The sequence below is a fragment of the Ornithinimicrobium murale genome, assembly GCF_003352835.1.
GTDB lineage: Bacteria > Actinomycetota > Actinomycetes > Actinomycetales > Dermatophilaceae > Ornithinicoccus > Ornithinicoccus muralis.
Genome location: NZ_QLVD01000026.1, coordinates 98958 through 119773, shown reverse-complemented (window position 1 = coordinate 119773; position 20816 = coordinate 98958). Strand labels below are relative to the sequence as shown.

At 70.5% G+C, this 20816-nt stretch carries 18 protein-coding genes; 12 read left to right on the top strand and 6 right to left on the bottom strand.

All coding sequences use genetic code 11. The features are described from left to right. Positions 1-44: 44 nt before the first annotated feature. The 3 genes from DPQ65_RS12955 to DPQ65_RS12945 all read right to left on the bottom strand — a co-directional run bounded on the left by DPQ65_RS12955 (position 45) and on the right by DPQ65_RS12945 (position 3602). Positions 45-1895, bottom strand: coding sequence for an acyl-CoA dehydrogenase (locus DPQ65_RS12955; protein WP_114907766.1), 1851 nt, complete (start codon positions 1893-1895; stop codon positions 45-47). Between the two features lie 163 nt (positions 1896-2058). Beyond that, entirely contained in the window at positions 2059-2685 is a 627-nt protein-coding gene (locus tag DPQ65_RS12950) for an NAD(P)-dependent oxidoreductase (protein WP_114907765.1), read from the bottom strand. Next, the gene (locus DPQ65_RS12945) at positions 2682-3602 is read right to left on the bottom strand and encodes an EamA family transporter (protein WP_114907764.1); all 921 of its coding nucleotides are present in this window, start codon (positions 3600-3602) and stop codon (positions 2682-2684) included. The genes DPQ65_RS12950 and DPQ65_RS12945 overlap by 4 nt, the downstream gene beginning before the upstream one ends. 93 nt (positions 3603-3695) lie before the next feature. Between DPQ65_RS12945 and DPQ65_RS12940 the strand changes: the two genes are divergently transcribed. Further along, on the top strand, positions 3696-4196 hold the full coding sequence (locus DPQ65_RS12940; protein WP_114907763.1) for a MarR family winged helix-turn-helix transcriptional regulator: 501 nt from the start codon (positions 3696-3698) through the stop codon (positions 4194-4196). A gap of 145 nt (positions 4197-4341) precedes the next feature. Here DPQ65_RS12940 and DPQ65_RS12935 read toward each other — a convergent pair whose 3' ends face one another. Both DPQ65_RS12935 and DPQ65_RS12930 read right to left on the bottom strand, forming a co-directional pair. Continuing rightward, positions 4342-5061, bottom strand: a complete 720-nt coding sequence (locus DPQ65_RS12935) for a response regulator transcription factor (protein WP_238146844.1) — start codon at positions 5059-5061, stop codon at positions 4342-4344. 49 nt (positions 5062-5110) lie between these two features. Next, a complete protein-coding gene (locus DPQ65_RS12930) occupies positions 5111-6283 on the bottom strand; it encodes a sensor histidine kinase (protein WP_114907761.1) in 1173 nt (390 codons plus the stop codon). Between the two features lie 162 nt (positions 6284-6445). On the opposite strand from DPQ65_RS12930, the gene DPQ65_RS12925 reads away from it, so the two are divergent. The 11 genes from DPQ65_RS12925 to DPQ65_RS12875 all read left to right on the top strand — a co-directional run bounded on the left by DPQ65_RS12925 (position 6446) and on the right by DPQ65_RS12875 (position 18943). After that, a complete protein-coding gene (locus DPQ65_RS12925; protein ID WP_114907760.1) occupies positions 6446-7345 on the top strand; it encodes an ABC transporter ATP-binding protein in 900 nt (299 codons plus the stop codon). After that, positions 7342-8175, top strand: a complete 834-nt coding sequence (locus tag DPQ65_RS12920) for an ABC transporter permease (RefSeq protein ID WP_114907759.1) — start codon at positions 7342-7344, stop codon at positions 8173-8175. The genes DPQ65_RS12925 and DPQ65_RS12920 overlap by 4 nt, the downstream gene beginning before the upstream one ends. Before the next feature lie 258 nt (positions 8176-8433). After that, positions 8434-9993: an ABC transporter substrate-binding protein gene (locus tag DPQ65_RS12915; RefSeq protein ID WP_114907758.1), complete on the top strand. Its 1560-nt coding sequence runs from the start codon at positions 8434-8436 to the stop codon at positions 9991-9993. A 16-nt stretch (positions 9994-10009) separates the two neighbouring features. After that, complete coding sequence (locus DPQ65_RS12910) at positions 10010-10960, top strand: ABC transporter permease (RefSeq protein WP_114907757.1); 951 nt, start codon at positions 10010-10012, stop codon at positions 10958-10960. A gap of 31 nt (positions 10961-10991) precedes the next feature. Beyond that, positions 10992-11810: an ABC transporter permease gene (locus DPQ65_RS12905; RefSeq protein WP_238146843.1), complete on the top strand. Its 819-nt coding sequence runs from the start codon at positions 10992-10994 to the stop codon at positions 11808-11810. Beyond that, positions 11807-12916 carry an oligopeptide/dipeptide ABC transporter ATP-binding protein gene (locus DPQ65_RS12900; RefSeq protein WP_114907756.1) on the top strand — a complete coding sequence of 370 codons (1110 nt, stop codon included), beginning with the start codon at positions 11807-11809 and terminating at the stop codon, positions 12914-12916. Before DPQ65_RS12905 ends, DPQ65_RS12900 begins: the two co-directional genes overlap by 4 nt. Positions 12917-13099: 183 nt before the next feature. Further along, positions 13100-14092: an ATP-binding cassette domain-containing protein gene (locus DPQ65_RS12895; protein WP_114907755.1), complete on the top strand. Its 993-nt coding sequence runs from the start codon at positions 13100-13102 to the stop codon at positions 14090-14092. A gap of 62 nt (positions 14093-14154) precedes the next feature. Next, positions 14155-15348: a M20 family metallopeptidase gene (locus tag DPQ65_RS12890; protein ID WP_114907787.1), complete on the top strand. Its 1194-nt coding sequence runs from the start codon at positions 14155-14157 to the stop codon at positions 15346-15348. 183 nt (positions 15349-15531) lie between these two features. After that, positions 15532-17163, top strand: a complete 1632-nt coding sequence (locus tag DPQ65_RS12885; RefSeq protein WP_202863131.1) for a molybdopterin-dependent oxidoreductase — start codon at positions 15532-15534, stop codon at positions 17161-17163. Positions 17164-17195: 32 nt separating this feature from the next. Continuing rightward, positions 17196-17918 carry a fasciclin domain-containing protein gene (locus DPQ65_RS12880; protein WP_114907754.1) on the top strand — a complete coding sequence of 241 codons (723 nt, stop codon included), beginning with the start codon at positions 17196-17198 and terminating at the stop codon, positions 17916-17918. An 83-nt stretch (positions 17919-18001) separates the two neighbouring features. Further along, complete coding sequence (locus DPQ65_RS12875) at positions 18002-18943, top strand: DsbA family protein (RefSeq protein WP_162802212.1); 942 nt, start codon at positions 18002-18004, stop codon at positions 18941-18943. Here DPQ65_RS12875 and DPQ65_RS12870 read toward each other — a convergent pair. Then, positions 18861-20708: a DUF885 domain-containing protein gene (locus DPQ65_RS12870; protein WP_114907752.1), complete on the bottom strand. Its 1848-nt coding sequence runs from the start codon at positions 20706-20708 to the stop codon at positions 18861-18863. The genes DPQ65_RS12875 and DPQ65_RS12870 overlap by 83 nt on opposite strands. Between the last annotated feature and the right edge of the window lie 108 nt (positions 20709-20816).

The following is a 20816-nucleotide window of genomic DNA, read 5'->3' as shown; positions in this document are numbered from 1 at the left end:
GGCCCCCCGAACGAACGGGGGCCGGGGCCGGCTTCATGCGCTGCTCAGAAGGCCGACTCGGGCAGCTCCATGATGGAGTCGTCGACGTGGGTGATGATCCCACGGTCGGCGTGCACTCGCGGCAGGACGTCGCGCGCGAAGAACCGCGCCGCGGCGACCTTGCCGAGGTAGAAGTCCTGGTCGGCACCGGTCGCGCCGGCGTCAAGGGCGGCCTGGGCGACTTCGGCCTGACGCAGCAGCAGCCACGCGATGACGACATCACCGGCAGCGAGCAGGAAACGCGTGGTCGACAGGCCGACGGAGTAGATGGCCTCGGCCGAGCCGCCGTTGCGGGGGTCGGAGGCCATGACGCGACCGACCAGGAACTCGACCATGCCCTGGATGTCCTCCACGGCGCGGCCCAGCAGGCCCCGCTCGGTGGACAGGAAGTCCTCGGACCCGCCGCCCTTGACCAGCTCCATCATCTGCGCCGCGAGGTGCCCCAGCGCCTCACCCTGGTCGCGGACGATCTTGCGGAAGAAGAAGTCCTGACCCTGGATCGCGGTCGTGCCCTCATAGAGGGAGTCGATCTTGGCATCCCGGATGTACTGCTCGACCGGGTAGTCCTGCAGGAACCCGGACCCGCCGAACGTCTGCAGTGACTCGGTGCCCAGCAGCACCCACGCCCGCTCCGACCCACAGCCCTTGACCAGCGGCAGCAGGAGGTCGTTGACCTTCGCCGCCAGCTGTGACTCCGCCGTCGGAGTGTCTCCGGCGATCATGACCGAGTCCTGCTGCGCCGCCGTGAACAGCAGCAGCGCCCGCAACCCCTCCGCATACGACTTCTGCAGCATCAGGCTGCGGCGCACGTCCGGGTGGTGGGTGATCGTCACCCGCGGCGCGGCCTTGTCGGCCATCTGCGTCATGTCGGCGCCCTGCACGCGCTCCTTGGCGTACTCGAGGGCGTTCAGGTAGCCGGTCGACAGCGTGGCGATGGCCTTGGTGCCAACCAGCATCCGGGCGTACTCGATGATGTGGAACATCTGGCGGATGCCGTCGTGTGCCTCGCCGAGGAGGGTGCCGACGGCCGGGTTGTCCGGGTCCTCGCCGAAGCGCAGCTCGCAGGTGGTGGAGACCTTCAGCCCCATCTTGTGCTCGATGTTGGCGACCTGGACGCCGTTGCGCTCGCCGAGCTCGCCGTCCTCACCGATGTGGAACTTGGGCACGATGAACAGCGAAAGCCCCTTGGTGCCCGGGCCAGCTCCCTCGGGACGGGCGAGGACGAAGTGGATCACGTTGTCATAGAACGGTGCCTCGCCAGAGGTGATGAAGCGCTTCACACCGGTGATGTGCCAGGTGCCGTCCTCGGCCTGGACCGCCTTGGCCCGTCCGGCGCCGACGTCGGATCCGGCGTCCGGCTCGGTCAGCACCATCGTGGCGCCCCAGTGGTGGTCGATCATCTGCTGGGCCAGGTGCTGCTGCTCGGGTGTGCCGAGAGTGCGTAGCACCTCCGCGAAGGTGTAGCCGGCCGAGAACATCTTCACCGCCGGGTTGGCGCCCAGGGCCATCTCGGAGACGGCCCAGGTCAGGGACGCCGGGGCACGGGTGCCGCCGAGCTCTTCGCTGACCTCCAGGCGCCACCACTCGGCGTCGCGCCAGGCCAGGAAGGACCTGACGAACGACTCCGGCAGGGTGACCTCGCCGCTCTCCGGGTCGAAGTTGGGCGGCGTGCGGTCGGACTCCAGCAGGCTCGTGCCGAGCTCGTTCTCGGCGAGTGTCGAGACCTGCTTCAGGATGTCGCGCGCGGTCTCCTCGTCGAAGTCGCCGAACGCGCCCCGGCCGAGCACGTCCTGCCGGCGCAGGACCTCGAACAGGTTGAACTCCAGGTCGCGCAGGTTGCTCTTGTAGTGGCTCATCGTCCTCAGTCCCTCGTGCCGACGCCGTCGTCCAGCCGGGCCAAAAGTACCCGGTACGACGCGTACCTACTTGTCAGTAACAGTGTGCCTCTCGCGCGCGAGAAGGTCAAGGGCGAAAGCGACTCACCAGTGCCACCTGCTGGAGTGCCCCAGGAGCCCGGGGTCAGGTGCCGACCGAGAGGATGCCGCACCGGGTCGTGGGGGCCTCCACCTCGTCCAGGCTCGCGATGGCGAAGTCCTCCATGCTGATCGCTGACGTGCCGTCCGGTGCGATGACCAGGCTGTCGCCGCCGGTCCGATAGCGGCCCGTTCGATCGCCGGGCTGGAAGAGTGCCGCCGGGGCGAGGTAGGCCCAGTCCACGCCGGACGTGGCCTCCAGGAGGACCAGCTGTCTGACGCTGGCGGCGGCGGCCTCCCGATAGACCGGTGGCACCCACTGTGGCTCATCGATGGCGAGCTGGCCGCTGCCCGGCACCCGTAGTGGCCCGGCGCCACCCACCACAATGAGGCGCACCCCGGCCGTGCCGACGCCCTCCGCCAGTCCCTGGGTGACCGGCTCGATCTCCTGCTCCTGGTCCGGCCGTGGCCTCGTCGCGCCGATCAGCACGTCATGACCCGCCGCTGCCCCCGCGACCGCCCGTGCGTCTGCCGCGTCGAGCTGCACCCAGCCGGATGCCCCACGGTCGGGCCGGGTGCGACCTGCGCGCGTCACCGTGTGACCTCGCGCCTCCGCCTCGGTCGCGATGCGGCACCCGGCCGCTCCGTTTGCACCGATGATCAGGATCCTCATGAGGTGACCTCTCGTGGTTTGCGAAGGCCCATGGGGCCCGGCCGTTGGGCGCTGGACACGGCGATCAGCGCGAGGGTGAACCCGCCAAGCTGGACCGGAGTGAGCGACTCGCCGAGCACGAGCCAGCCGAGCAGTGCCGCGACTAGCGGCGAGATCACCGGCAGGAAGGCGACGGCACCCGCAGGGAGGTGCCCGACCCCGCGGAACCACAGGACGTAGGCGAGCAGCGCGCCGATCAGGCTCAACCAGGCATAACCACCGATGGCTGCGGCGTCCAGCTGCGGTGGGGGACCCTCCACCAGCACAGCCAGCGGAACGATCACCAGACCTCCGGCGGTGAGCTGCCATCCGGCATACGACATCGGCCCGACCGGCCGGCCCCAACGCTTGGACAGGACCGTGCCCAGGGCCATCGCCAGGGCGCTCGCCAGCCCAGCGAGCAGGCCCGTGGCACTCAGGGCCGTCTCGGGAAGGAGGACCATCAGCGCCACGCCGGCCACCGCGACCACGCCCCAGCCCAGGCGCCAGCGGGTGGCTCGCTCACCGAGCAGCGGGAACGCCAGGACGGCCACGAAGAGCGGCCCGGCGGCGCCGAAGATGGCGGCGACGCCGCCCGGCAGCAGGTAGGCCGCGAGGAACAGCAGGGGGAAGAAGGCCCCGATGTTGAGGGTGCCGAGCAGGAGCGCCCTGCCCCACCACAGGCCCTGGGGGAGCCGACGGCTGATGGCCAGGGCGATCAGGCCCGCGGGGAGTGCCCGGAGCGCGCCCGACCAGAGCGGGTGGTCCTCCGGGAGGAAGAGGGTGGTGACCACGTAGGTCGTGCCCCATACGACTGGTGCCACGGCGGTGGCCAGGGTCACGGAAGCTCCCGGCGGCGTCTGGGTGGCGGGCCGCGTGACGGCCTGGGTGACTGTCACGGGAGTAATGCTTTTATCTCGAAGAGTTCCACGTCGGACAATCTAGGACCCGGTTACACTCGTGTCAAATAGTTTGACGTAGAAGGGATGGCGATGGCTGATCGAGTGAGTGACTTCCTGGCGCAGTGGGCGCGCGAACGACCGGACCTCGATGTCGCGCCCATGGCGGTCATCGGGCGGCTCGGCCGTGCCTCGGAGCTGATGTCACGAGGCCTGCAGGACTACTTCGACGAGCAGGATCTCCTGCACGGCCAGTTCGACGTCCTGGCGACCCTGCGTCGCTCCGGCCCACCGTTCACCCTGACTCCCGGGCAGCTTGCCGACTCCACGATGCGGTCCCAGGCCGCCATGACCAACCGTCTCGCCGGGCTCGAGGTCAAAGGGCTGCTAGAGCGCCGGACCGACCCGACAAACCGGCGCAGCGTGCTGGTGTCGCTGACCGAGGAGGGGTTGGCCCTGGTGGACCGGATCGTTGAGGGGCACCTGGACAACGAGCGGCGACTGTTGGCGCCCCTCACCCGCGCCGAACAAGACCGTCTGGCCGCGCTTCTGGAGAAGCTGTTGGCGGGCTCGGGCGACGTCGCACGTCAGTAACGGGGCCGCGCGCTGGATGGGCCTGGTGGGCATGTCACCGTGCGCTCGGTGGGGCTGGGAGTCGGGTCACGGTGCGCTCGGTGGGGCTGGGAGTCGGGTCACGGTGCGCTCGGTGGGGCTGGGAGTCGGGTCACCGTGCGCTCGGTCAAGTGGGTTCGGTGAGGCCGGCGTCGTGCACGATCAGGGCGATCTGCGTGCGGTTGCCAGCACCGAGCTTGACGAGCACCCGGGAGACGTGGGCCTTGACGGTCGGCAGCCCCATGTAGAGGGTGTTGGCGATCTGGGCGTTGGACCAGCCCTGACCGATCGCGACGGCCACCTCGCGCTCCCGCTCGGTCAGCGCTTCGAGCAACTGCTCGGCCCGGGTGCGGCGCTCCTGACCCGCGGCATCTGCCGCCTGGCGCACCCCGCCGGCGACCTGGGCGATCAGCTGTTGTGTCACCGACGGCGACAGGCTCGGCTCCCCGTCACGCACGGCGCGGCGCACCGCCTCGACGAGGCGTTCCGGGCGGGTCGTCTTCAGCAGGAAGCCGTGAGCCCCGATGCGCAACGCCTCCAGGACCATGTCGTCGGTGTCGAAGGTGGTCAGCACGATGACCTTCGGCGGGTCCTCCTGCGCCAGCAGCTCGGCCGTTGCGGCGAGACCGTCCAGCACCGGCATCCGGATGTCCATCAGGACGACGTCGGGCCGCGCCTGCGCGACGAGGTCAACACCGGCGCGTCCGTCGTCGGCCTCCCCGACCACCTCGAGGTCGGGTGCGCCGCCCAGGATGAGACCCAGGCCGGTGCGGACGAGGGCGTCGTCGTCGACCAGGACGACCGAGATGGTGCCGGCCGGGTCCGGGCTGGGGGATGCGGTGCTCACCGGCCCACGGTATCCAGCCGGCGCGGTGCCCGGCACCCGGTTTCGCGGCTCAGACGGTCCACGGCAACCACGCGCGCACCACGAAACGGCCCGACCGGTCAGTGCCATAGCTCAGCTGGCCGCCACTGAGCACGGCGCGTTCGGCCAGCCCGAGCAGCCCCATGCCCGAGCCGCTCTCCCGGACGCCGTCATCCGTCGGCTCCACGCCGTAGGCCGAGGGTTGGTTGACGATGGTGAGGTCCAGGCCGATACCGTTCCCGCCCGACAGGGACACGGTGACCGGCTGACCCTTGGCGTGCTTGCGCGCGTTGGTCAGACCCTCCTGGATGATCCGGTAGGCATGCCGGCTGATGCCCTCGGGCACCGCGGCCGGGTCGACCCGCAAGGTCGTGACCACCGGTGTGCCGCCGGCTCGGACCTCCTCGAAGAGGGTCGTCAGCTGGGCCAGGTCGGGCTGTGGGCCGCGCGGTTGGTCCGGCTCGTCACTGCCGCGAAGCACGCCGAGCACGGCCCGCAACTCCTGCACCGCCTGGTCCGCGTTGTCTCGGACCGTTCCGGCGATCTCCCGCACCTGCTCCGGCGGCAGGTCCTGGCGATAACTCAGGACGCCGGCGTTCATCGCGATCAAGCTGATCCGGTGGGCGAGCACGTCGTGCATCTCGCGGGCGATGCGGGCGCGCTCGGTCGCGCGCGCCTGCTCAACCCTCCGGCCCTGCTCGCGCTCGGCGACCTCGGCCCGCTCCCGCAGCGCGGCGATGTTGTCGCGGCGCACGCCGATGCCGTAGCCGATCGCGATCGCAGCCACCATGACCAGCACCTGCATGACGACGTTCGTTAGAGTGTTGACCCACGACTGCCCTCCGGGTGCGGTGAACAGCGCGTCCCACACGAACGAGGTGGCCAGGTAGGGCGGGGTGATCACCGCGAGCTCCCGCCAGTGCCGGCGGGTGGCCAGGGAGATGACGGCGATCACGACCGCGCCGCCGGCGGTCGTGGCCACGGTCGAGATCACGATCAGGATGATGGTCACCGCGAGCGGCCACCGCCGCCGATAGTGCAGCAGCACCAGCGAGATCAGGCCGAGTAGCGGGTCGACGGCGAACAGCCACCAGTCGGGCCCGGTGCGCCCCTCGAAGTCAATGACCGCCCAGGCGGACAGCCACAGCAGCACCCCGGCTATCGCGGCCACCAGAATGCGCCAGGTCTCTCCCCAGCGGGTCATCGGAGGTTGGCCAGGTCGCACACCCCGACCATAGGTCGTGCAGGGGGACCATCGGAGCAGTCAAAGGTCTGCGACCGGGTGAGACGCGGCATACCAAGGTATGACGAAGGTCCATTCTGTGGACTGATGTGCCGGGGGCGGGTGGTCCCGCAGGATGGACACATGATTCAGGTTGAGAACCTCGTGAAGACATACGGGGACTTCACCGCCGTGGACGATGTGACGTTCACTGCCGAGGCAGGACGGGTGACCGGGTTCCTCGGTCCCAACGGGGCGGGCAAGTCCACCACCATGCGTGTGATGACCGGGTTGACCCCGGCGACCCGCGGCACCGCGACGGTGCTCGGAACACCCTTTGACCACTTGCAGAACCCCGGACGGCACGTGGGCGTCCTGCTCGACGCCTCCGCCCAGCATGCTGGCCGGACCGGCCGGGAGGTGCTGAGCCTGGGCGCACTGACGCTCGGTGTGGGCGAGAAGCGCGTCGACCAGATGCTGGAGGTCGTCGGCCTGACCTCCAAGGAGGCCAAGCGGCGGATCCGCAACTACTCCCTGGGCATGCGGCAGCGTCTCGGCCTGGCGGCCGCGCTGCTCGGCGACCCGAAGGTGCTGATCCTGGACGAGCCGGCCAACGGCCTCGACCCCGCAGGCATCCGCTGGATGCGTGACCTGCTCGGCACCTTCGCCTCCGAGGGTGGCACGGTGCTGCTCTCCTCCCACCTGCTGCACGAGATCGAGCGGATCGCCGACGACATCGTGGTGATCGGGCGTGGCCGCATCGTGGCCTCCGGCACCAAGGAGGAGCTGCTGCGGCCGTCCGGCTGCCTGGTGCGCAGCGCGGACGATGCCGCACTCCACCGGGCGCTCGCGAGCAAGGGGCTGGACGTGCTCGTCCTGCCCAACGGCGGTCTGCAGGTCGACGCCGACACGACAGTGGTCGGGCAGGTCGCTGCGGGCGCCGGCATCCCGCTGGTGGAGCTCCGCGGCGCTGACAGCCAGGGCCTGGAGGAGATGTTCCTGACCCTCACCTCCGACGACGCACGACAGGAGACGGCAGCATGAGCACGACGACCGTGAACACCGAGTCCGGGACGCCGCACGTCGCGCCCCACGGCGCTCCCCGAGGCGGCTTCCGCCTGCCGACCGTTGACAGCCCGATCGCGCCGGTCTCCTTCGGTCGGCTGGTCCGGGTCGAGACCCGCAAGCAGGTCGACACCCTCGCCGGCCGCTGGTTCCTGATCATCCTGGGCCTGATCATCGTCGCGACGATGGTGATCATGCAGTTCTTCAGCGGGGGCGACCACAGCTACGGCAACTACCTGGCGGCCGCCGGGGTGCCGCTCGGCATCGGTCTGCCGGTGCTGGGCATCATGTCGGCCACCCAGGAGTGGAGCCAGCGCACCGCGATGACCACCTTCACCCTCGAGCCCCGTCGCATCCGGGTGGTCTGGGCCAAGGTCGTCAGCACGGTGCTGCTCGGCCTGGGGGCGGTCGTCACGACGCTCGCCCTCGGCGCGGTCGGACGGCTGGTCGCCGACCTGCGTGGCGCCGAGTCGGCGTGGGCCTTCGACGGCTGGGCCATCGCTGGCGTGACGCTGATGATGGTGCTGTACGTGCTCAACGGTCTGGCCTTTGGACTGGCCTTCCTGAACACGCCCGCAGCGATCGTGGCCTACTTCGCCCTGCCGACCTTGCTGCCGCTGATGATGCTGGTCAGCTGGCTGCAGACTCCCTACGAGTGGATCGACCTGTCCATGACGACTTCGCCCCTTCCCATGGGGGCGGCAATGACTGGCGAGCAGTGGGCACAGCTCGCCGTATCGGTGGTGCTGTGGGTTGGAGTCCCGCTGGCCATCGGGGTGTGGCGCGTGACGCGCCGCGAGGTCAAGTGACCTTCGCGTAACCGCCGAGGGGTCACGGTGACCCGACGGCCGGCACACCCATCCGGGGAAGAGACGCCGGTGGAACCTGGGGGCAGGTTCCACCGGCGTCTCTGTCATGTCCGGCACGCGGGCGCAGGATAACGACTCCGTATCGGTTGCCCCCCCCGGGTGGGCACGCGCGGGGCGGATACGGCAGAGTTGGCGAGAACCACTGCTTGACCTGTGTCCGACCCCCGAGGCGCAGGCACTCCAGGAAGGCATTCAACGATGACGTCACGCTCCCGGGTGCTGGCCGCCGCCCTGTCGGCCACCTTCCTGCTGACCGCCTGCAACGCGGGCTCCACCAGCGACGACCCCACCGATGGCGACACGCAGACCGGCGGCGAGACCGGTGACAACGGCGGTGGCACCGCCGCGCCGGCCGGTGATGACATGGTCCGCATCGGCCTGGTCGCCGAGCCCGCCAGCATGGACTTCACCACGACCGACGGTGCCGCGATCCCGCAGGTGCTGCTCTACAACGTCTATGAGTCCCTGGTCAAGGTCGACCAGAGCGGTGAGATCGTGCCCGCTCTGGCCTCGGAGTGGGAGGTCAGCGAGGACGGCACGACCTACACCTTCACCCTCGAGAGCGGCGTCACCTTCAGCAACGGCGAGGAGTTCACCGCCGAGGACGTGGTCAGCTCGTTCGAGGCCGTGCAGAACGACTGGACGGTCAGCCTGAAGAGCCAGTTCGACATCATCGACTCGGTCGAGGCCACCGCCGACGGCGAGGTCGTCGTCACACTGAGCAGCCCGAGCAACAGCTTCCTCTACAGCCTCACCACCCGCGTCGGGGCGATCTTCGACTCCAACAGTGTCGACGAGCTGGCCACCCGCCCGATCGGGACCGGCCCCTACACCTTCGGCGAGTGGAACCGCGGCACCTCGATCACGCTGCAGCGCAACGCTGACTACTGGGGCGAGGAGCCCTACTACGACCAGGTGGTGATGTCCTACTTCGACGACGCCAACGCCCTGAACAACGCGATGCTGACCGACAGCATCGACGTGGTCGGCACCGTCCAGGCACCCGAGGCGCTGAGCGAGTTCGAGGACGGCGACTACCAGATCATCGAGGGCACCACCAACGGCGAGGTCGTGCTCGGCCTCAACAACGAGACCGCACCGTTCAACGACGCGCGGGTCCGCCAGGCGGTGCGCCACGCGATCGATCACCAGACCCTGCTGGACACCTGCTGGGACGGCCGCGGCACCCTCATCGGCAGCATGGTCCCCCCGACCGACCCCTGGTATGAGGACCGCACCGGTGACTTCCCCTACGACACCGAGGCCGCCCGGGCGCTGCTGTCTGAGGCCGGAGCCGAGGGTGCCGAGGTCCGGCTGCGGATCCCGACGCTGCCCTACGCCACCGCCTGCGCGCCGATCGTGGAGAGCATGCTTGAGGAGGTCGGTTTCGAGGTCACCATCGACGACCTGGAGTTCCCGGCCGCCTGGCTGGAGGACGTCTTCACCAATGCCGACTATGAGATGTCGATCGTCTCGCACGTTGAGCCGCGTGACCTGGGCGCGGTCTTCGGCAACCCGGACTACTACGTGCGCTACGGGACCCCCGAGCTGCGCGCGCTGCTGGACGAGGCCGACGCCGGCACCGAGGAGGTGCAGATCGAGAAGATGAAGGAGGCCGCCACGCTGGTCTCCGAGGACGCTGCGTCCGACTTCCTCTTCCTGCTGCCCAACCTGATCGTGGCAGACCCGGGCATCACCGGGCTGCCGGAGAACGCGATTACCGAGTCCTTCGACCTCAGCCAGCTCGCCGGCGAGTGATCCGAGCCTGACCCCGGTGCTGCTCCGTCTGGCACAACGCTTCCTGGTGCTGCTGGCCAGCCTCTTGGCGGCCTCGGCGCTGGTCTTCGCGTTCATGCAGGTGCTGCCGGGTGACCCGGCGCGCGTCGCGCTGGGCATGAACTCCTCGGAGGAGTCGGTGGACCAGTTGCGGGAGCAGTTCGGCCTGGACCGGTCCCTGATCGTGCAGTATGCGGACTGGCTCCGTGGGATGGTCACGCTCGACCTGGGCGTGGAGTGGGTGAGCAAGGCGGAGATCGCCCCGCAGCTCATCGACCGGCTGGCGGTGACCGGATGGCTGGTGATCACCGCGATGGCGCTGGCCCTGGTGGTCGCAGTGCCGGTGGGCACGTGGATGGCGGTGCGGCACCGCCACCTCGACGGGGTGGTGCTGTCCGCGATCTCGCAGATCGGTGTCGCGGTCCCGGCGTTCCTGGCCGGCATCATCCTGATCACCTACTTCGCCAAGCGCTGGCAGTGGTTCCCCTCCGGTGGCTGGGTGCCACCGGCCGAGGACCCCCTGGGGTTCCTGAGCCGGCTGGCGCTGCCGGCGGTCGCGCTCGCCCTGGTCCAGGCCTCGATCCTGGCGCGCTACGTGCGCAGCGCGGTGCTCGAGGTGCTCCGGGAGGACTATCTGCGCACCGCCCGCGCCAAGGGCCTGCGGCCGATGCAGGCCCTGACCCGGCACGGCCTGCGCAACGCCGCCATCCCGATCGTGACGGTCCTGGGGCTGCAGTTGGCGACCCTGCTCATCGGCGCCGTTGTCGTGGAGCGGGTCTTCGTGATCCCCGGCCTGGGCAGCTTCCTGCTCGACTCGGTGGCCTCCCGCGAGCTGATCACTGTGCAGACCATCGTGATGGTGCTGGTCGCGGCGGTCCTGATCATCAACTTCCTGGTCGACGCGCTGTATCTGGCGATCGACCCGCGACTGCGGACCGGTGGCCGATGAGCAGGGCACACACCGTGAGGAGGGCGGATCGGTGAGCGGTCGACGGATCAACGCGCCACTCGTCGTCGGCGGGCTGCTGGTGCTGCTCGTGGTGATCATGGCGTTGGTCTCCTATGTCTGGACGCCCTATGAGTTCAAGTTCCTCCCTGTCCCCAAGGAGCAGCCCCCCAACGCCGAGCACTGGCTGGGGACCGACCGGTCTGCCCGTGACGTCCTCACCCAGATCCTGCTCGGTGCCCGCACGACCTTGTTCGTCGGCGTCGTCGCCGTCGGGGTCGCGGCGCTGATCGGCGTGCCCGTCGGCATCCTGGCCGCCATGTCGCCGGGCCGGTTCGGGCAGCTGATCATGCGCGGCAACGACATCCTGCTGGCCTTCCCCGCCCTGCTGTTGGCGATCATGTTCTCGACGCTCTATGGCGGCGGCACGACGATCGCGATGATCGCGATCGGGATCGCGACCATCCCCGCGTTCGCCCGAATCACCCGATCGGGAGCCCTGCAGGTGATCAACACCGAATATGTCGCGGCCTCCCGCGTCGCGGGCCACGGTCCGCTCGCGATCGCCTGGAAGCACGTGCTGCCCAACGTGACCGGGCTGGTGATCGTGCAGGCCTCGGTCTCCTTCGCGATCGCCATCCTCGCCGAGGCAGCGCTGTCCTACCTGGGCCTGGGCACGCCCACCGGTGAGCCATCGTGGGGCAGGATGCTGCTGGAGAGCCAGAACGTCCTGCACCGCTCCCCGCACCTGGCGATCATCCCCGGCGCTGCGATCGCCGTGGCCGTCCTCGGGTTCAACCTGTTCGGCGACGGGCTGCGCGACTACCTCGACCCCAAACTGGAGGGCCGATGACCACCACCACCCCCTCCGACCGGGCGCGCGGTCAGGCGGGAAACAACCCCACGGAGCGCGCCGGCTCGCGAGAATCGGCCCCACCGGACGCGCCGCGTGGCGAGGACCCCGAGACCGTGCTGACGGTCGAGGGCCTCGATGTCGGCGCGGGCACCACCCAGCTCCTGCACGACGTGACCTTCTCGATCCAGCGCGGCGAGCGGGTCGGGCTGATCGGGGAGTCCGGCTCAGGCAAGTCGTTGACGGCCCTCGCGGTCATGGGGCTGTTGACCGAAGGTCTGGCCGCCCACGGAGAGGTGCGCCTGGCGGGTCGGGACGCCAGCCTCCTCGGTGCCTCGGAGTCCCGCATGAGCCGCATCCGCGGTCGCGATATGGCGATGATCTTCCAGGAGCCGATGACGGCACTGAACCCGACGATGAAGGTCGGGCGCCAGGTCGCCGAGGTGATGACCCAGCACAGTCAGGCCGACCGGCGGTCGGCGCAACGCAAGGCCGTCCAGCTGCTGGACCGCGTCGGGCTGCCCGACCCGGCCGCCGTCGCCCGGTCCTACCCGCACCAACTCTCCGGTGGGCAGCGGCAGCGCGTCGTCGCCGCCATCGCGCTGGCCAACGACCCGCTGCTGCTCGTCTGCGATGAGCCGACAACCGCCCTCGACGTCACGGTGCAGGCGCTGGTGCTCGACCTGATCGTGAGCGGCGTCCAGGAACGGGACGCCGCCATGCTGTTCATCACCCACGACCTGGCCGTGGTGGCGACCGTGTGCGAACGGGTGCTGGTGATGTATGGCGGCCGGATCGTCGAGGCCGGCCCCGTGGCTGACGTGCTGGGCAACCCGCAGCACCGCTACACCCAGGGGTTGGTCGCGGCCTCCGACCTGGAGCGCTCGCGCACCGACCCGGGACGCAGCCCCCTGGACACCATCCCGGGCAACGTGCCCCCGGCCGGGAAGTTCCCCGATGGATGCGTGTTCCGCAACCGCTGCGCGTTCGCGACGAAGGCCTGCGAGCAGCTCCCGCCGTGGACGCCTCGCGGAGAGCACCCGGCTGGTGAGCATGCCTCGGGTTACGCCTGCTTCCACCCGGTGGGAAGTGACCGTGATGAGTGATATCCAGGCACAGGCCGGTGCGCTCGGTGGGGTGGAATGTCGCCCTCACGGTGCGCTCGGTGGGGTGGATTGTCGCCCTCACGGTGCGCTCGGTCGGGTGGATTGTCGCGCCACGACGCGCTCGGTCGGGTGGATTGTCGCGCCACGACGCGCTCGGTCGAGGGGGGAAGGGTGGTGGCGCGGATGAGTGAGACGCAGACCCCGGCGATCAGCCTGCGGGGTGTCAACCGGGAGTTCCGGCGGCCCCGCACCTCCCTCACCGGCACCCCTGCGGTGGTGCACGCGGTGCGGGACGTGAGCCTCGACATCCAGCCTGGTGAGCGGTTCGGGCTGGTCGGGGAGTCCGGCTCCGGCAAGAGCACGCTGCTGAAGATGATCAGCGGGCTGGACCGTCCGACCTCCGGTGAGATTCACATCGAGGGCCAACCCATCCATGACCGCTCGGTGCGCAAGCTCCGGTGGCTGCGGCGCCGGCTGCAGCTGGTCTTCCAGGACCCGATGGGCTCCCTGGACCCCCGCATGAGGATCCGGGAGATCATCGCCGAACCCCTTGCTGCGCAGGGCATCCCACGCGGGGACAAGATCAACGAACTGCTCGAGCGGGTCGGGATGTCCACCGACGCGGCGCGACGCTTCCCCCACCAGTTCAGCGGCGGGCAGCGGCAACGGATCTCGGTGGCCCGTGCCCTGGCTCCCGACCCGCACATCCTGGTCGCGGACGAGCCGGTCAGCGCGCTGGACGTCTCGGTGCGGGCGCAGGTGCTCAACCTGATCGATGAGGTGGTCGACGGATTCGACCTCACCCTGGTGTTCGTCTCGCACGACCTGTCGGTGGTGCGGCACGTGTGTGACCGGGTCGCGGTGATGCGCGCCGGCGAGATCGTCGAGGTGGGCACGACCGAGCAGCTCTATGAGGACCCGCAGCACGCCTACACCCAGCAGCTCCTGGCCTCCGTGCCGCGCCTGTCCGAGGCGCTGGCCGGGGCCTCCGCAGCGCAGCTGGCGGCGCGCACGCGGGCCGCGCTGGCCGGGTCGGGCGCCCAGGATGAGGCCGACGTGGCCGCTCTCGCCGAGGAGGGTGCGCGGGCCGATGCCGGAGCGGCAGGGGGTGGCGGTGTGCCCGCCGAGGACATACGGCACGATCGGCACGAGGACGAGGGCGGCACCATTGGCTGAGATGTCGGTTCAGTGCCGTGACGTGGTGGCCACTGTGGACGAGGGAGCGGGTTGTGACTGACATGCGGATCGATGAGGACGCCGTCGTGGCGTTCACCCAGGAGCTGGTGCGGATCAGGTCGGTCAACGACCCGTCCGCCGGCACCGCCGAGCTGCCGGCCGCCCGGCTGGTCGAGGAGCGGATGCGGGAATTCGGGTGGGACCCGCAGGTGAGCGAGGTGGAGCCCGGCCGGCCCAACGTCGTGGCCGTCATCGAAGGCGGCGGCGGACCGGGGCCGACGCTCATGTTCGAGGGGCACACCGACGTGGTCACCGAGGGTGACCGTGCCGCCTGGAGCTTCGACCCGTATGCCGGGGACATCGTGGACGGTCAGCTGCGCGGCCGCGGAAGCGCAGACATGAAGGCCGGCGTCGCGGCGATGATCTATGCCGCCAAGGCGCTGGTCGAGGCGGGTCCCTTCCCCGGCCGGCTGGTGCTCGGTGCGCTGGTCGACGAGGAGGGCCTCATGCTCGGGGCCAAGGCCTTTGCCCGCACGCCCCTGGCCGCCGAGATCGACGGGGCGATCTGCTGCGAGCCGGAGGCCGGTGAGATCTGCGCCGTCTCCAAGGGCGCGGTCCGGTTGATGGTGCACTTCGAAGGGGCGATGGCCCACGGTGCGATGCCGCAGCACGCCCGCAACCCGCTGCCCGTTGCGGCCGAGTTCGTCCGGCGCGTCAGTGAGGTGCAGGCCGAGCTGCTGCACGTGCACGGGGTGCACGAGCACCTGGGTCCCAACTACGTGACGCCGACGGTCATCACCGGTGGCGACACCGACCAGATCAACGTCATCCCGGCGCGCGCGATCGTCTGCCTGGACATCCGGACCACGCCCGGCGTCGACCACGTGGAGCTCAACGGCCGGATCACCGAGCTGGCCGGTGCCTGCGGTGAGCCGGCAGGTGTCAGCGCGACCGTGGAGGTCGTCGACGACCGACCGGCCGTCGACACCCCGGTCACGCACCCGATGATCGTGGCGCTTGCCCAGGCCCACGAGGCCGTGACCGGTGCTCCGGCCGTCTACGGCGGGGTCCCAGGTGCCACCGACGGCACGATCCTGACCCGCGATGCCGGCATCCCGACCGTGGTCTACGGGCCAGGTGGCAAGTGGATCGCCCACCAGGCCGACGAGTTCGTCGCCGTGTCCGAGATCATCGAGGCGACCACGGTGTATGCCGAGACTGCCCGCCGCTTCCTGACCGCGGGTTCGCCTGACTGATCAGCTAGAGCGGCGCCATCTCCCCCAGGGGACTGCGCAGGCGGGGTGAGCACTCGGCCTACCGCCGTTGAGGGCCCGTCAGGTCACGGGCGCTGACGCCCGGATCCGGACCTGGAGCCGGGCGCTGACGCAAGGATCCGGACCTGGACCAATCCGGCGCGGCCGCCGCGCCGAAGACCAGGTGTGAGCACCTCAACCGCCAGCCTCCGCGCCCTCGGCGCGGTCTCCGGGCTGGTCGCCGCGACCGCCGGGGTTCTGGCGGCCCACGGCGTCGCAGCCCTGCTGACCGGGGTGACTCCACCGGTGACGGCCGTCGGCAACCGGGCCATCGACTGGACGCCCCAGCCGGTCAAGGAGTGGGCCATCGAGACCTTCGGCGCCGCGGACAAGACCGTGCTGGTCGGGGGCGTGCTGGTCACGGTGGCACTGTTGACCGGTGCCGCCGGCGCGGGCGGTGTGCGGCGCCGGGGGCCGGCCCTGGCCCTGATGACCGGGCTCGTGGCGCTGGCCTCCGCCGCGATGCTCACCGACCGCACCTCCACCGCGGGACCTGCCGCCCAGGCGGGAACAGCAGCGGTGCTGGCTGTGGTGGGGATCGGTGGCCTCTGGTGGCTGCTCCGTGCCCTGGGTGCCGATGCGCCAGCTCGGCAGCCCGGGGGCCGAGCCCGCGACCATGCCCTGACACCGCGCCGCCGGACTCCGCGCACCCGGGTGCTGGTGGGCGAGGACCTGGCCGGTCGCGAGATCACCTCCGACGTCGACCGACGGCGCTTCCTGCAGGCCGCAGGAGCGCTGGCGGCCGTGGGGGCGGCCGGCGGAGCGGCTGCCCGGATGGGTGGCGGGGCGGCGGTCGCCTCCCGCGACGCGCTCCGGCTGCCCGCCCCGGCTGTCCCCGCGCGAGCCGTCCCCGGCGGCGTCTCCTTCGACATCCCCGGACTGACTCCACACCTGACCCCCAACGCCGACTTCTATCGGGTGGACACCGCCCTGACCGTCCCTGATGTTCCCCTCGACGGCTATCGGCTGCGCATCCACGGACTGGTCGACAACCCGTTGGAGCTGACCTTCCAGGACCTGCTCGACCGGCGCCTGGTGGAGCGGCGGATCACGCTGACCTGTGTGTCCAACCCCGTCGGTGGAGACCTGGTGGACAACGCCAGCTGGCTCGGTGTGCCGATGCGCGAGCTGTTGGCCGAGGCCGGGGTCCGCGAGGGTGCCGACGCCGTGCGGTCCACGAGCGCTGACGGCTTCACCGCAGGCACTCCCTTGGAGGCACTGACCGATGACCGGGAGGCGCTGGTCGCCATCGGCATGAACGGGGAGCCGCTGCCGCTGGAGCACGGGTTCCCGGTGCGCATGGTGACGCCCGGTCTCTACGGCTATGTGTCCGCGACCAAGTGGCTCGTGGACCTGGAGGTCACCCGCTTCGCGGACTTCTCCGCCTACTGGACCAGCCGCGGGTATGCCGAGCAGGCGCCCATCAAGCTGTCCTCCCGGATCGACGTGCCCGGCTCCTTCGAGCAGCTGGGCGCCGGCCAGCAGACGGTCGCCGGCGTGGCCTGGGCCCAGCCCCACGGCATCGACGCGGTGGAGGTCCGGGTCGACGGCGGGGACTGGCAGCAGGCTGAGCTCGCCGAGGAGGACTCGGAGGTCACCTGGCGCCCGTGGCGCTGGGACTGGCCGGCCGAGCCCGGCACCCATCGACTGGAGGTCCGCGCGAGCGACCGCACCGGCGAGACACAAACGTCCCAGCGGGCGCCGGTGGCGCCCGACGGGTCGACCGGATGGCACAGCGTGACGGTCACCGTCAGCTGAGCCGGACCAACCCCTAAGGAAAGGAACACACCATGCGCACTAACAAGACCCTGATCGCGCTGGCTGCGGCGGCCACGCTGACCCTGTCGGCGTGTGGCGGTGACAGCGAGGAGCCGGCCTCCGAGGACGGCATGAACCAGGACACGCCCGCCGAGGACATGCCGGACGAGGAGGAGACCGCCGAGCAGGACATGCCGGCCGAGGACGAGAGCGCCAGCGAGGACGACGCGATGATGACCTCGGAGGACATGGCTGCACCGGCCGGCGGCCTGGTCGGTCCCGGCTGCGCGGACTACGCCGAGCAGGTCCCCGACGGTGCCGGATCGGTCGAGGGCATGGCCCAGGACCCGGTCGCCGTGGCGGCGAGCAACAACCCGCTGCTGACCACGCTCACCGCCGCCGTGTCCGGAGAGCTCAACCCGGACGTCGACCTGGTGGACACCCTGAACGGTGATGAGTTCACCGTCTTCGCTCCCGTCGACGACGCCTTCGCCGCCGTGGACGAGGAGACCCTGGCCACCCTCGGCGAGGACGCCGACCTGCTCTCCACGGTGCTGACCTATCACGTCGTGCCGGGTCAGCTGTCACCGGAGGAGGTCGTCGGGTCGCTGACGACCGTCCAGGGTGGCACCGTCGAGGTGAGCGGTGAGGGCGATGAGCTGATGGTCAACGACGCCAACGTGATCTGCGGTGGCGTGCAGACCGACAATGCCACCGTCTACCTCATCGACGCGGTCCTCATGCCGCAGATGTGAGTCGCGGACGCTCGCCCCGGCCCGGGACCGTCCCGGGCCGGGGCGCCGCTGACCGGTGGCCCGGCGATGGCTAGGCTGGCTGGGTGAGCACACCGTCGGGGCAGGTGCCTCCGGGGAACGAGCAACCCAGCGCACCCATCGCCCCCATCCCGCAGCCGTCCGGCCAGACCAGGAGCAACACCGCCAGCATCATGTGGGCGGTCGCGACCATCGTCGTCGCCCTGGTCGGCGGGTTCTTGATCTACACCGCGATGACCCAGGGCGACGAGCCTGCCGACGCCGGACCCGGGACGGCACAGGAAGGCGGCGCCGCGACCGGGTCGGAGGAGACCGAGGGGGCGGATCCGGCTGAGCCCACCGATGAGGTGGCCGAGGCACCTGCGGCCGAGACTCGGACCGAACCGGCGACGGAGGGTTCAGACGGCACGGACACCACCGCCGAGCCCACCATGAGCGAGGAGCAGAAGCAGTTCCTGCTCGACCTGCCGCGGCGCGAGGCGGACGACCCGCTGGCCATGGGCGACGTCGACGCCCCGGTCGTGATCATCGAGTACGCCGACTACCGCTGCCCGTTCTGCGCCTCCTGGGGGCGTGACGTGCAGCCGCAGCTGCAGGACCTGGTCGACGACGGCACGCTGCGCATCGAGTTCCGGGACCGCGTGCTGTTCGGTGCGGACTCCGAGGCCACCGCGCTCGCGGCCCGGGCGGCCGGTGAGCAGGGGATGTACTGGGAGTTCCACGACGCCGTCTACGCCGCCGCGCCGGACAGCGGTCACCCGGACATGCCGCGGGAGAAGCTGCTCGGCCTGGCCGAGGAGATTGCCATCCCCGATCTGGAGAAGTTCGAGGCGGACCTGGACTCACCCGAGCTGCGGGAAGCCATGCAGGCCGACAACGCCGAGGGCGAGTCGCTCGGGGTCCGGTCGACGCCCACCTTCCTGGTCAACACCGTCGCCATCGTCGGCGCGCAGCCCGAGCAGGTCTTCCGCCAGGCGATCGAGCAGGAGCTCGCCGCGGTGCAGTAGGCCTGCCCGGGCACGGGGGGTGGTTTAGCTCGCAGCTGATTGCGACCGCACCGCCGCGACGTGCGTCTGGACGAGCCGGTCCAGCACGTCCAGCGGGGAGGGTGCCCGAGCCCAGCACCACGTCGTGGAAGGCCCGGATGTCGAAGGCGTCCCCGAGCTCGTCCTCGGCCCGGGCACGGATCCGCTCGATCTCCAGCCGCCCGGTCATGTAGGCCAGCGCCTGACCGGGCTGGGCGATGTAGCGGTCGGTCTCGCTCTGCACCTCCTGCTCAGGCATCGCCGTGTGAGAGCGCAGGAAGTCGACCACCTGCTGGCGGCTCCACCCCAGTGCGTGCAGCCCGGTGTCGACCACCAGCCGGGCGGCCCGGGTGGCGTCCTCGCTGAGCTGACCGAGCACCGCCACATCATCGGAGTAGAGCCCCATCTCCCCGGCGAGCTGCTCGGCATACAGCCCCCACCCCTCGGTGTAGGCGGTGAACAGGTTGAGCCGGCGCAGCAACGGCACGCCGGTCATCTCCTGGGCGAGGACATTCTGGAAGTGGTGTCCCGGGACCGCCTCGTGGAAGGTGACGGCCTCGCACGTGTAGCGGCCGTTCTTCTCGGCCTCGTGGGCGTTGCTCCAGTAGATGCCGGGTCGGGACCCGTCGACGGCCGGCGGGGTGTAGTAGGCGGCGGGCGCCCCCGGGGCCTCGCTCTCGGGGACGGGGCGCACCGTGCACTCCTGCCCCGGCAGCCGGCCGAACCACTGCGGGGCGACCTCCTCGGCCCTCCGGATTGTGGCGCGCACGTGGTCCAGCTGCTCCTGCGCGTCCCGCCAGCGCAGCCGCGGGTCGTCCCGCAGCCGGGTGAAGATCTGCTGCGGGTCGGTGGTGCCGAACTGCCGGGCGCCGATCTCGGCGAACTGCTCGCGCAGCCCCGCCAGGACGGCCAGGCCGGTGTCGTGCAGCTCCTGGGGAGCGCGGGTCGTGGTGGTGTGTGCGCGGACCAGGCCGGCGTAGTGCTCGGCGCCCCCGGGCAGCCAGCAGAGCCCGGGCTGGTCCTCCCCGCGGGCGTGCGGCAGGACCTCCTCGGCCAGCACCTGGCGGTAGGCGCGGACGGCGGGGTCCACGACCTCGGCGATCAGGGTGTCCACCGCGGCGGCGAACCCGTCGGCGTCGACGCCGGTGCCCTCGACCTGCGTCGGCGTGCGTAGCGGATGGCCCGGGCCGGCGGTCAGCAGACGCTCCCAGTGCCCGATCGCCGACTCGACCAGCGGCTGCACCGGGGTGCGACCTGCAGCGATGCCCTCGCGGTGCCGCTGGGCGATGGCCTGGAGCACCTGCGGGATGCCCGCGAGACGGGTCAGGAAGGCCTGCGCCTGATCCGGCGAGCCGATCGGGACCATCCGGAGGGAGAAGAAGAGCATCGAGGCCGGGGCGAAGAAGGAGTCGGTGATGGTGAACTCCACGGCATGGGTCCCGACCGTGTCCACCGCGCCCGCGATGGCGGTCCGGAGCACCTCCAGGGTGATCTGCTCCTGGCCGTCGGTGACCTGCTCCATCGCACCATCGACCCGGTCCAGCAGGTCGCGCATGGCCCCCAGCCGCTCCTGCTCGGCGGTTGCGGTGTGGTCCGGGAGGGCGGTGTCGTAGCCGGGCAGCCCCAGCAGCGTGGCATCGACCGGGTTGCTCTGCAGAGCCAGGGCCAGGCCCTCGTCGGCAAGAGCCCGGACGTCGGGAACGTCGGGGGTCGTGGTGGTGGGTGCGGCGGTCTCTGGGTGAGTCATACCCGGGACCCTACTTGTGCAGAGGTTTCTATGCACGGGTTTCTCTGCACGTTTTCACAGGAATGCGTCCGGCGGGGAGCAGGTGCTGCTGAGGCGGAGCGGCGCCCA

Bases quoted from the DNA above. Each gene is read 5' to 3' on its own strand.
- DPQ65_RS12915 (WP_114907758.1), top strand. From the start codon at position 8,434: ATGACGTCACGCTCCCGGGTGCTGGCCGCCGCCCTGTCGGCCACCTTC.
- DPQ65_RS12925 (WP_114907760.1), top strand. From the start codon at position 6,446: ATGATTCAGGTTGAGAACCTCGTGAAGACATACGGGGACTTCACCGCC.
- DPQ65_RS12950 (WP_114907765.1), bottom strand. From the start codon at position 2,685: ATGAGGATCCTGATCATCGGTGCAAACGGAGCGGCCGGGTGCCGCATC.
- DPQ65_RS12870 (WP_114907752.1), bottom strand. From the start codon at position 20,708: ATGACTCACCCAGAGACCGCCGCACCCACCACCACGACCCCCGACGTT.
- DPQ65_RS12890 (WP_114907787.1), top strand. From the start codon at position 14,155: ATGCGGATCGATGAGGACGCCGTCGTGGCGTTCACCCAGGAGCTGGTG.
- DPQ65_RS12940 (WP_114907763.1), top strand. From the start codon at position 3,696: ATGGCTGATCGAGTGAGTGACTTCCTGGCGCAGTGGGCGCGCGAACGA.
- DPQ65_RS12930 (WP_114907761.1), bottom strand. From the start codon at position 6,283: ATGACCCGCTGGGGAGAGACCTGGCGCATTCTGGTGGCCGCGATAGCC.
- DPQ65_RS12900 (WP_114907756.1), top strand. From the start codon at position 11,807: ATGACCACCACCACCCCCTCCGACCGGGCGCGCGGTCAGGCGGGAAAC.
- DPQ65_RS12955 (WP_114907766.1), bottom strand. From the start codon at position 1,895: ATGAGCCACTACAAGAGCAACCTGCGCGACCTGGAGTTCAACCTGTTC.
- DPQ65_RS12895 (WP_114907755.1), top strand. From the start codon at position 13,100: ATGAGTGAGACGCAGACCCCGGCGATCAGCCTGCGGGGTGTCAACCGG.
- DPQ65_RS12920 (WP_114907759.1), top strand. From the start codon at position 7,342: ATGAGCACGACGACCGTGAACACCGAGTCCGGGACGCCGCACGTCGCG.
- DPQ65_RS12880 (WP_114907754.1), top strand. From the start codon at position 17,196: ATGCGCACTAACAAGACCCTGATCGCGCTGGCTGCGGCGGCCACGCTG.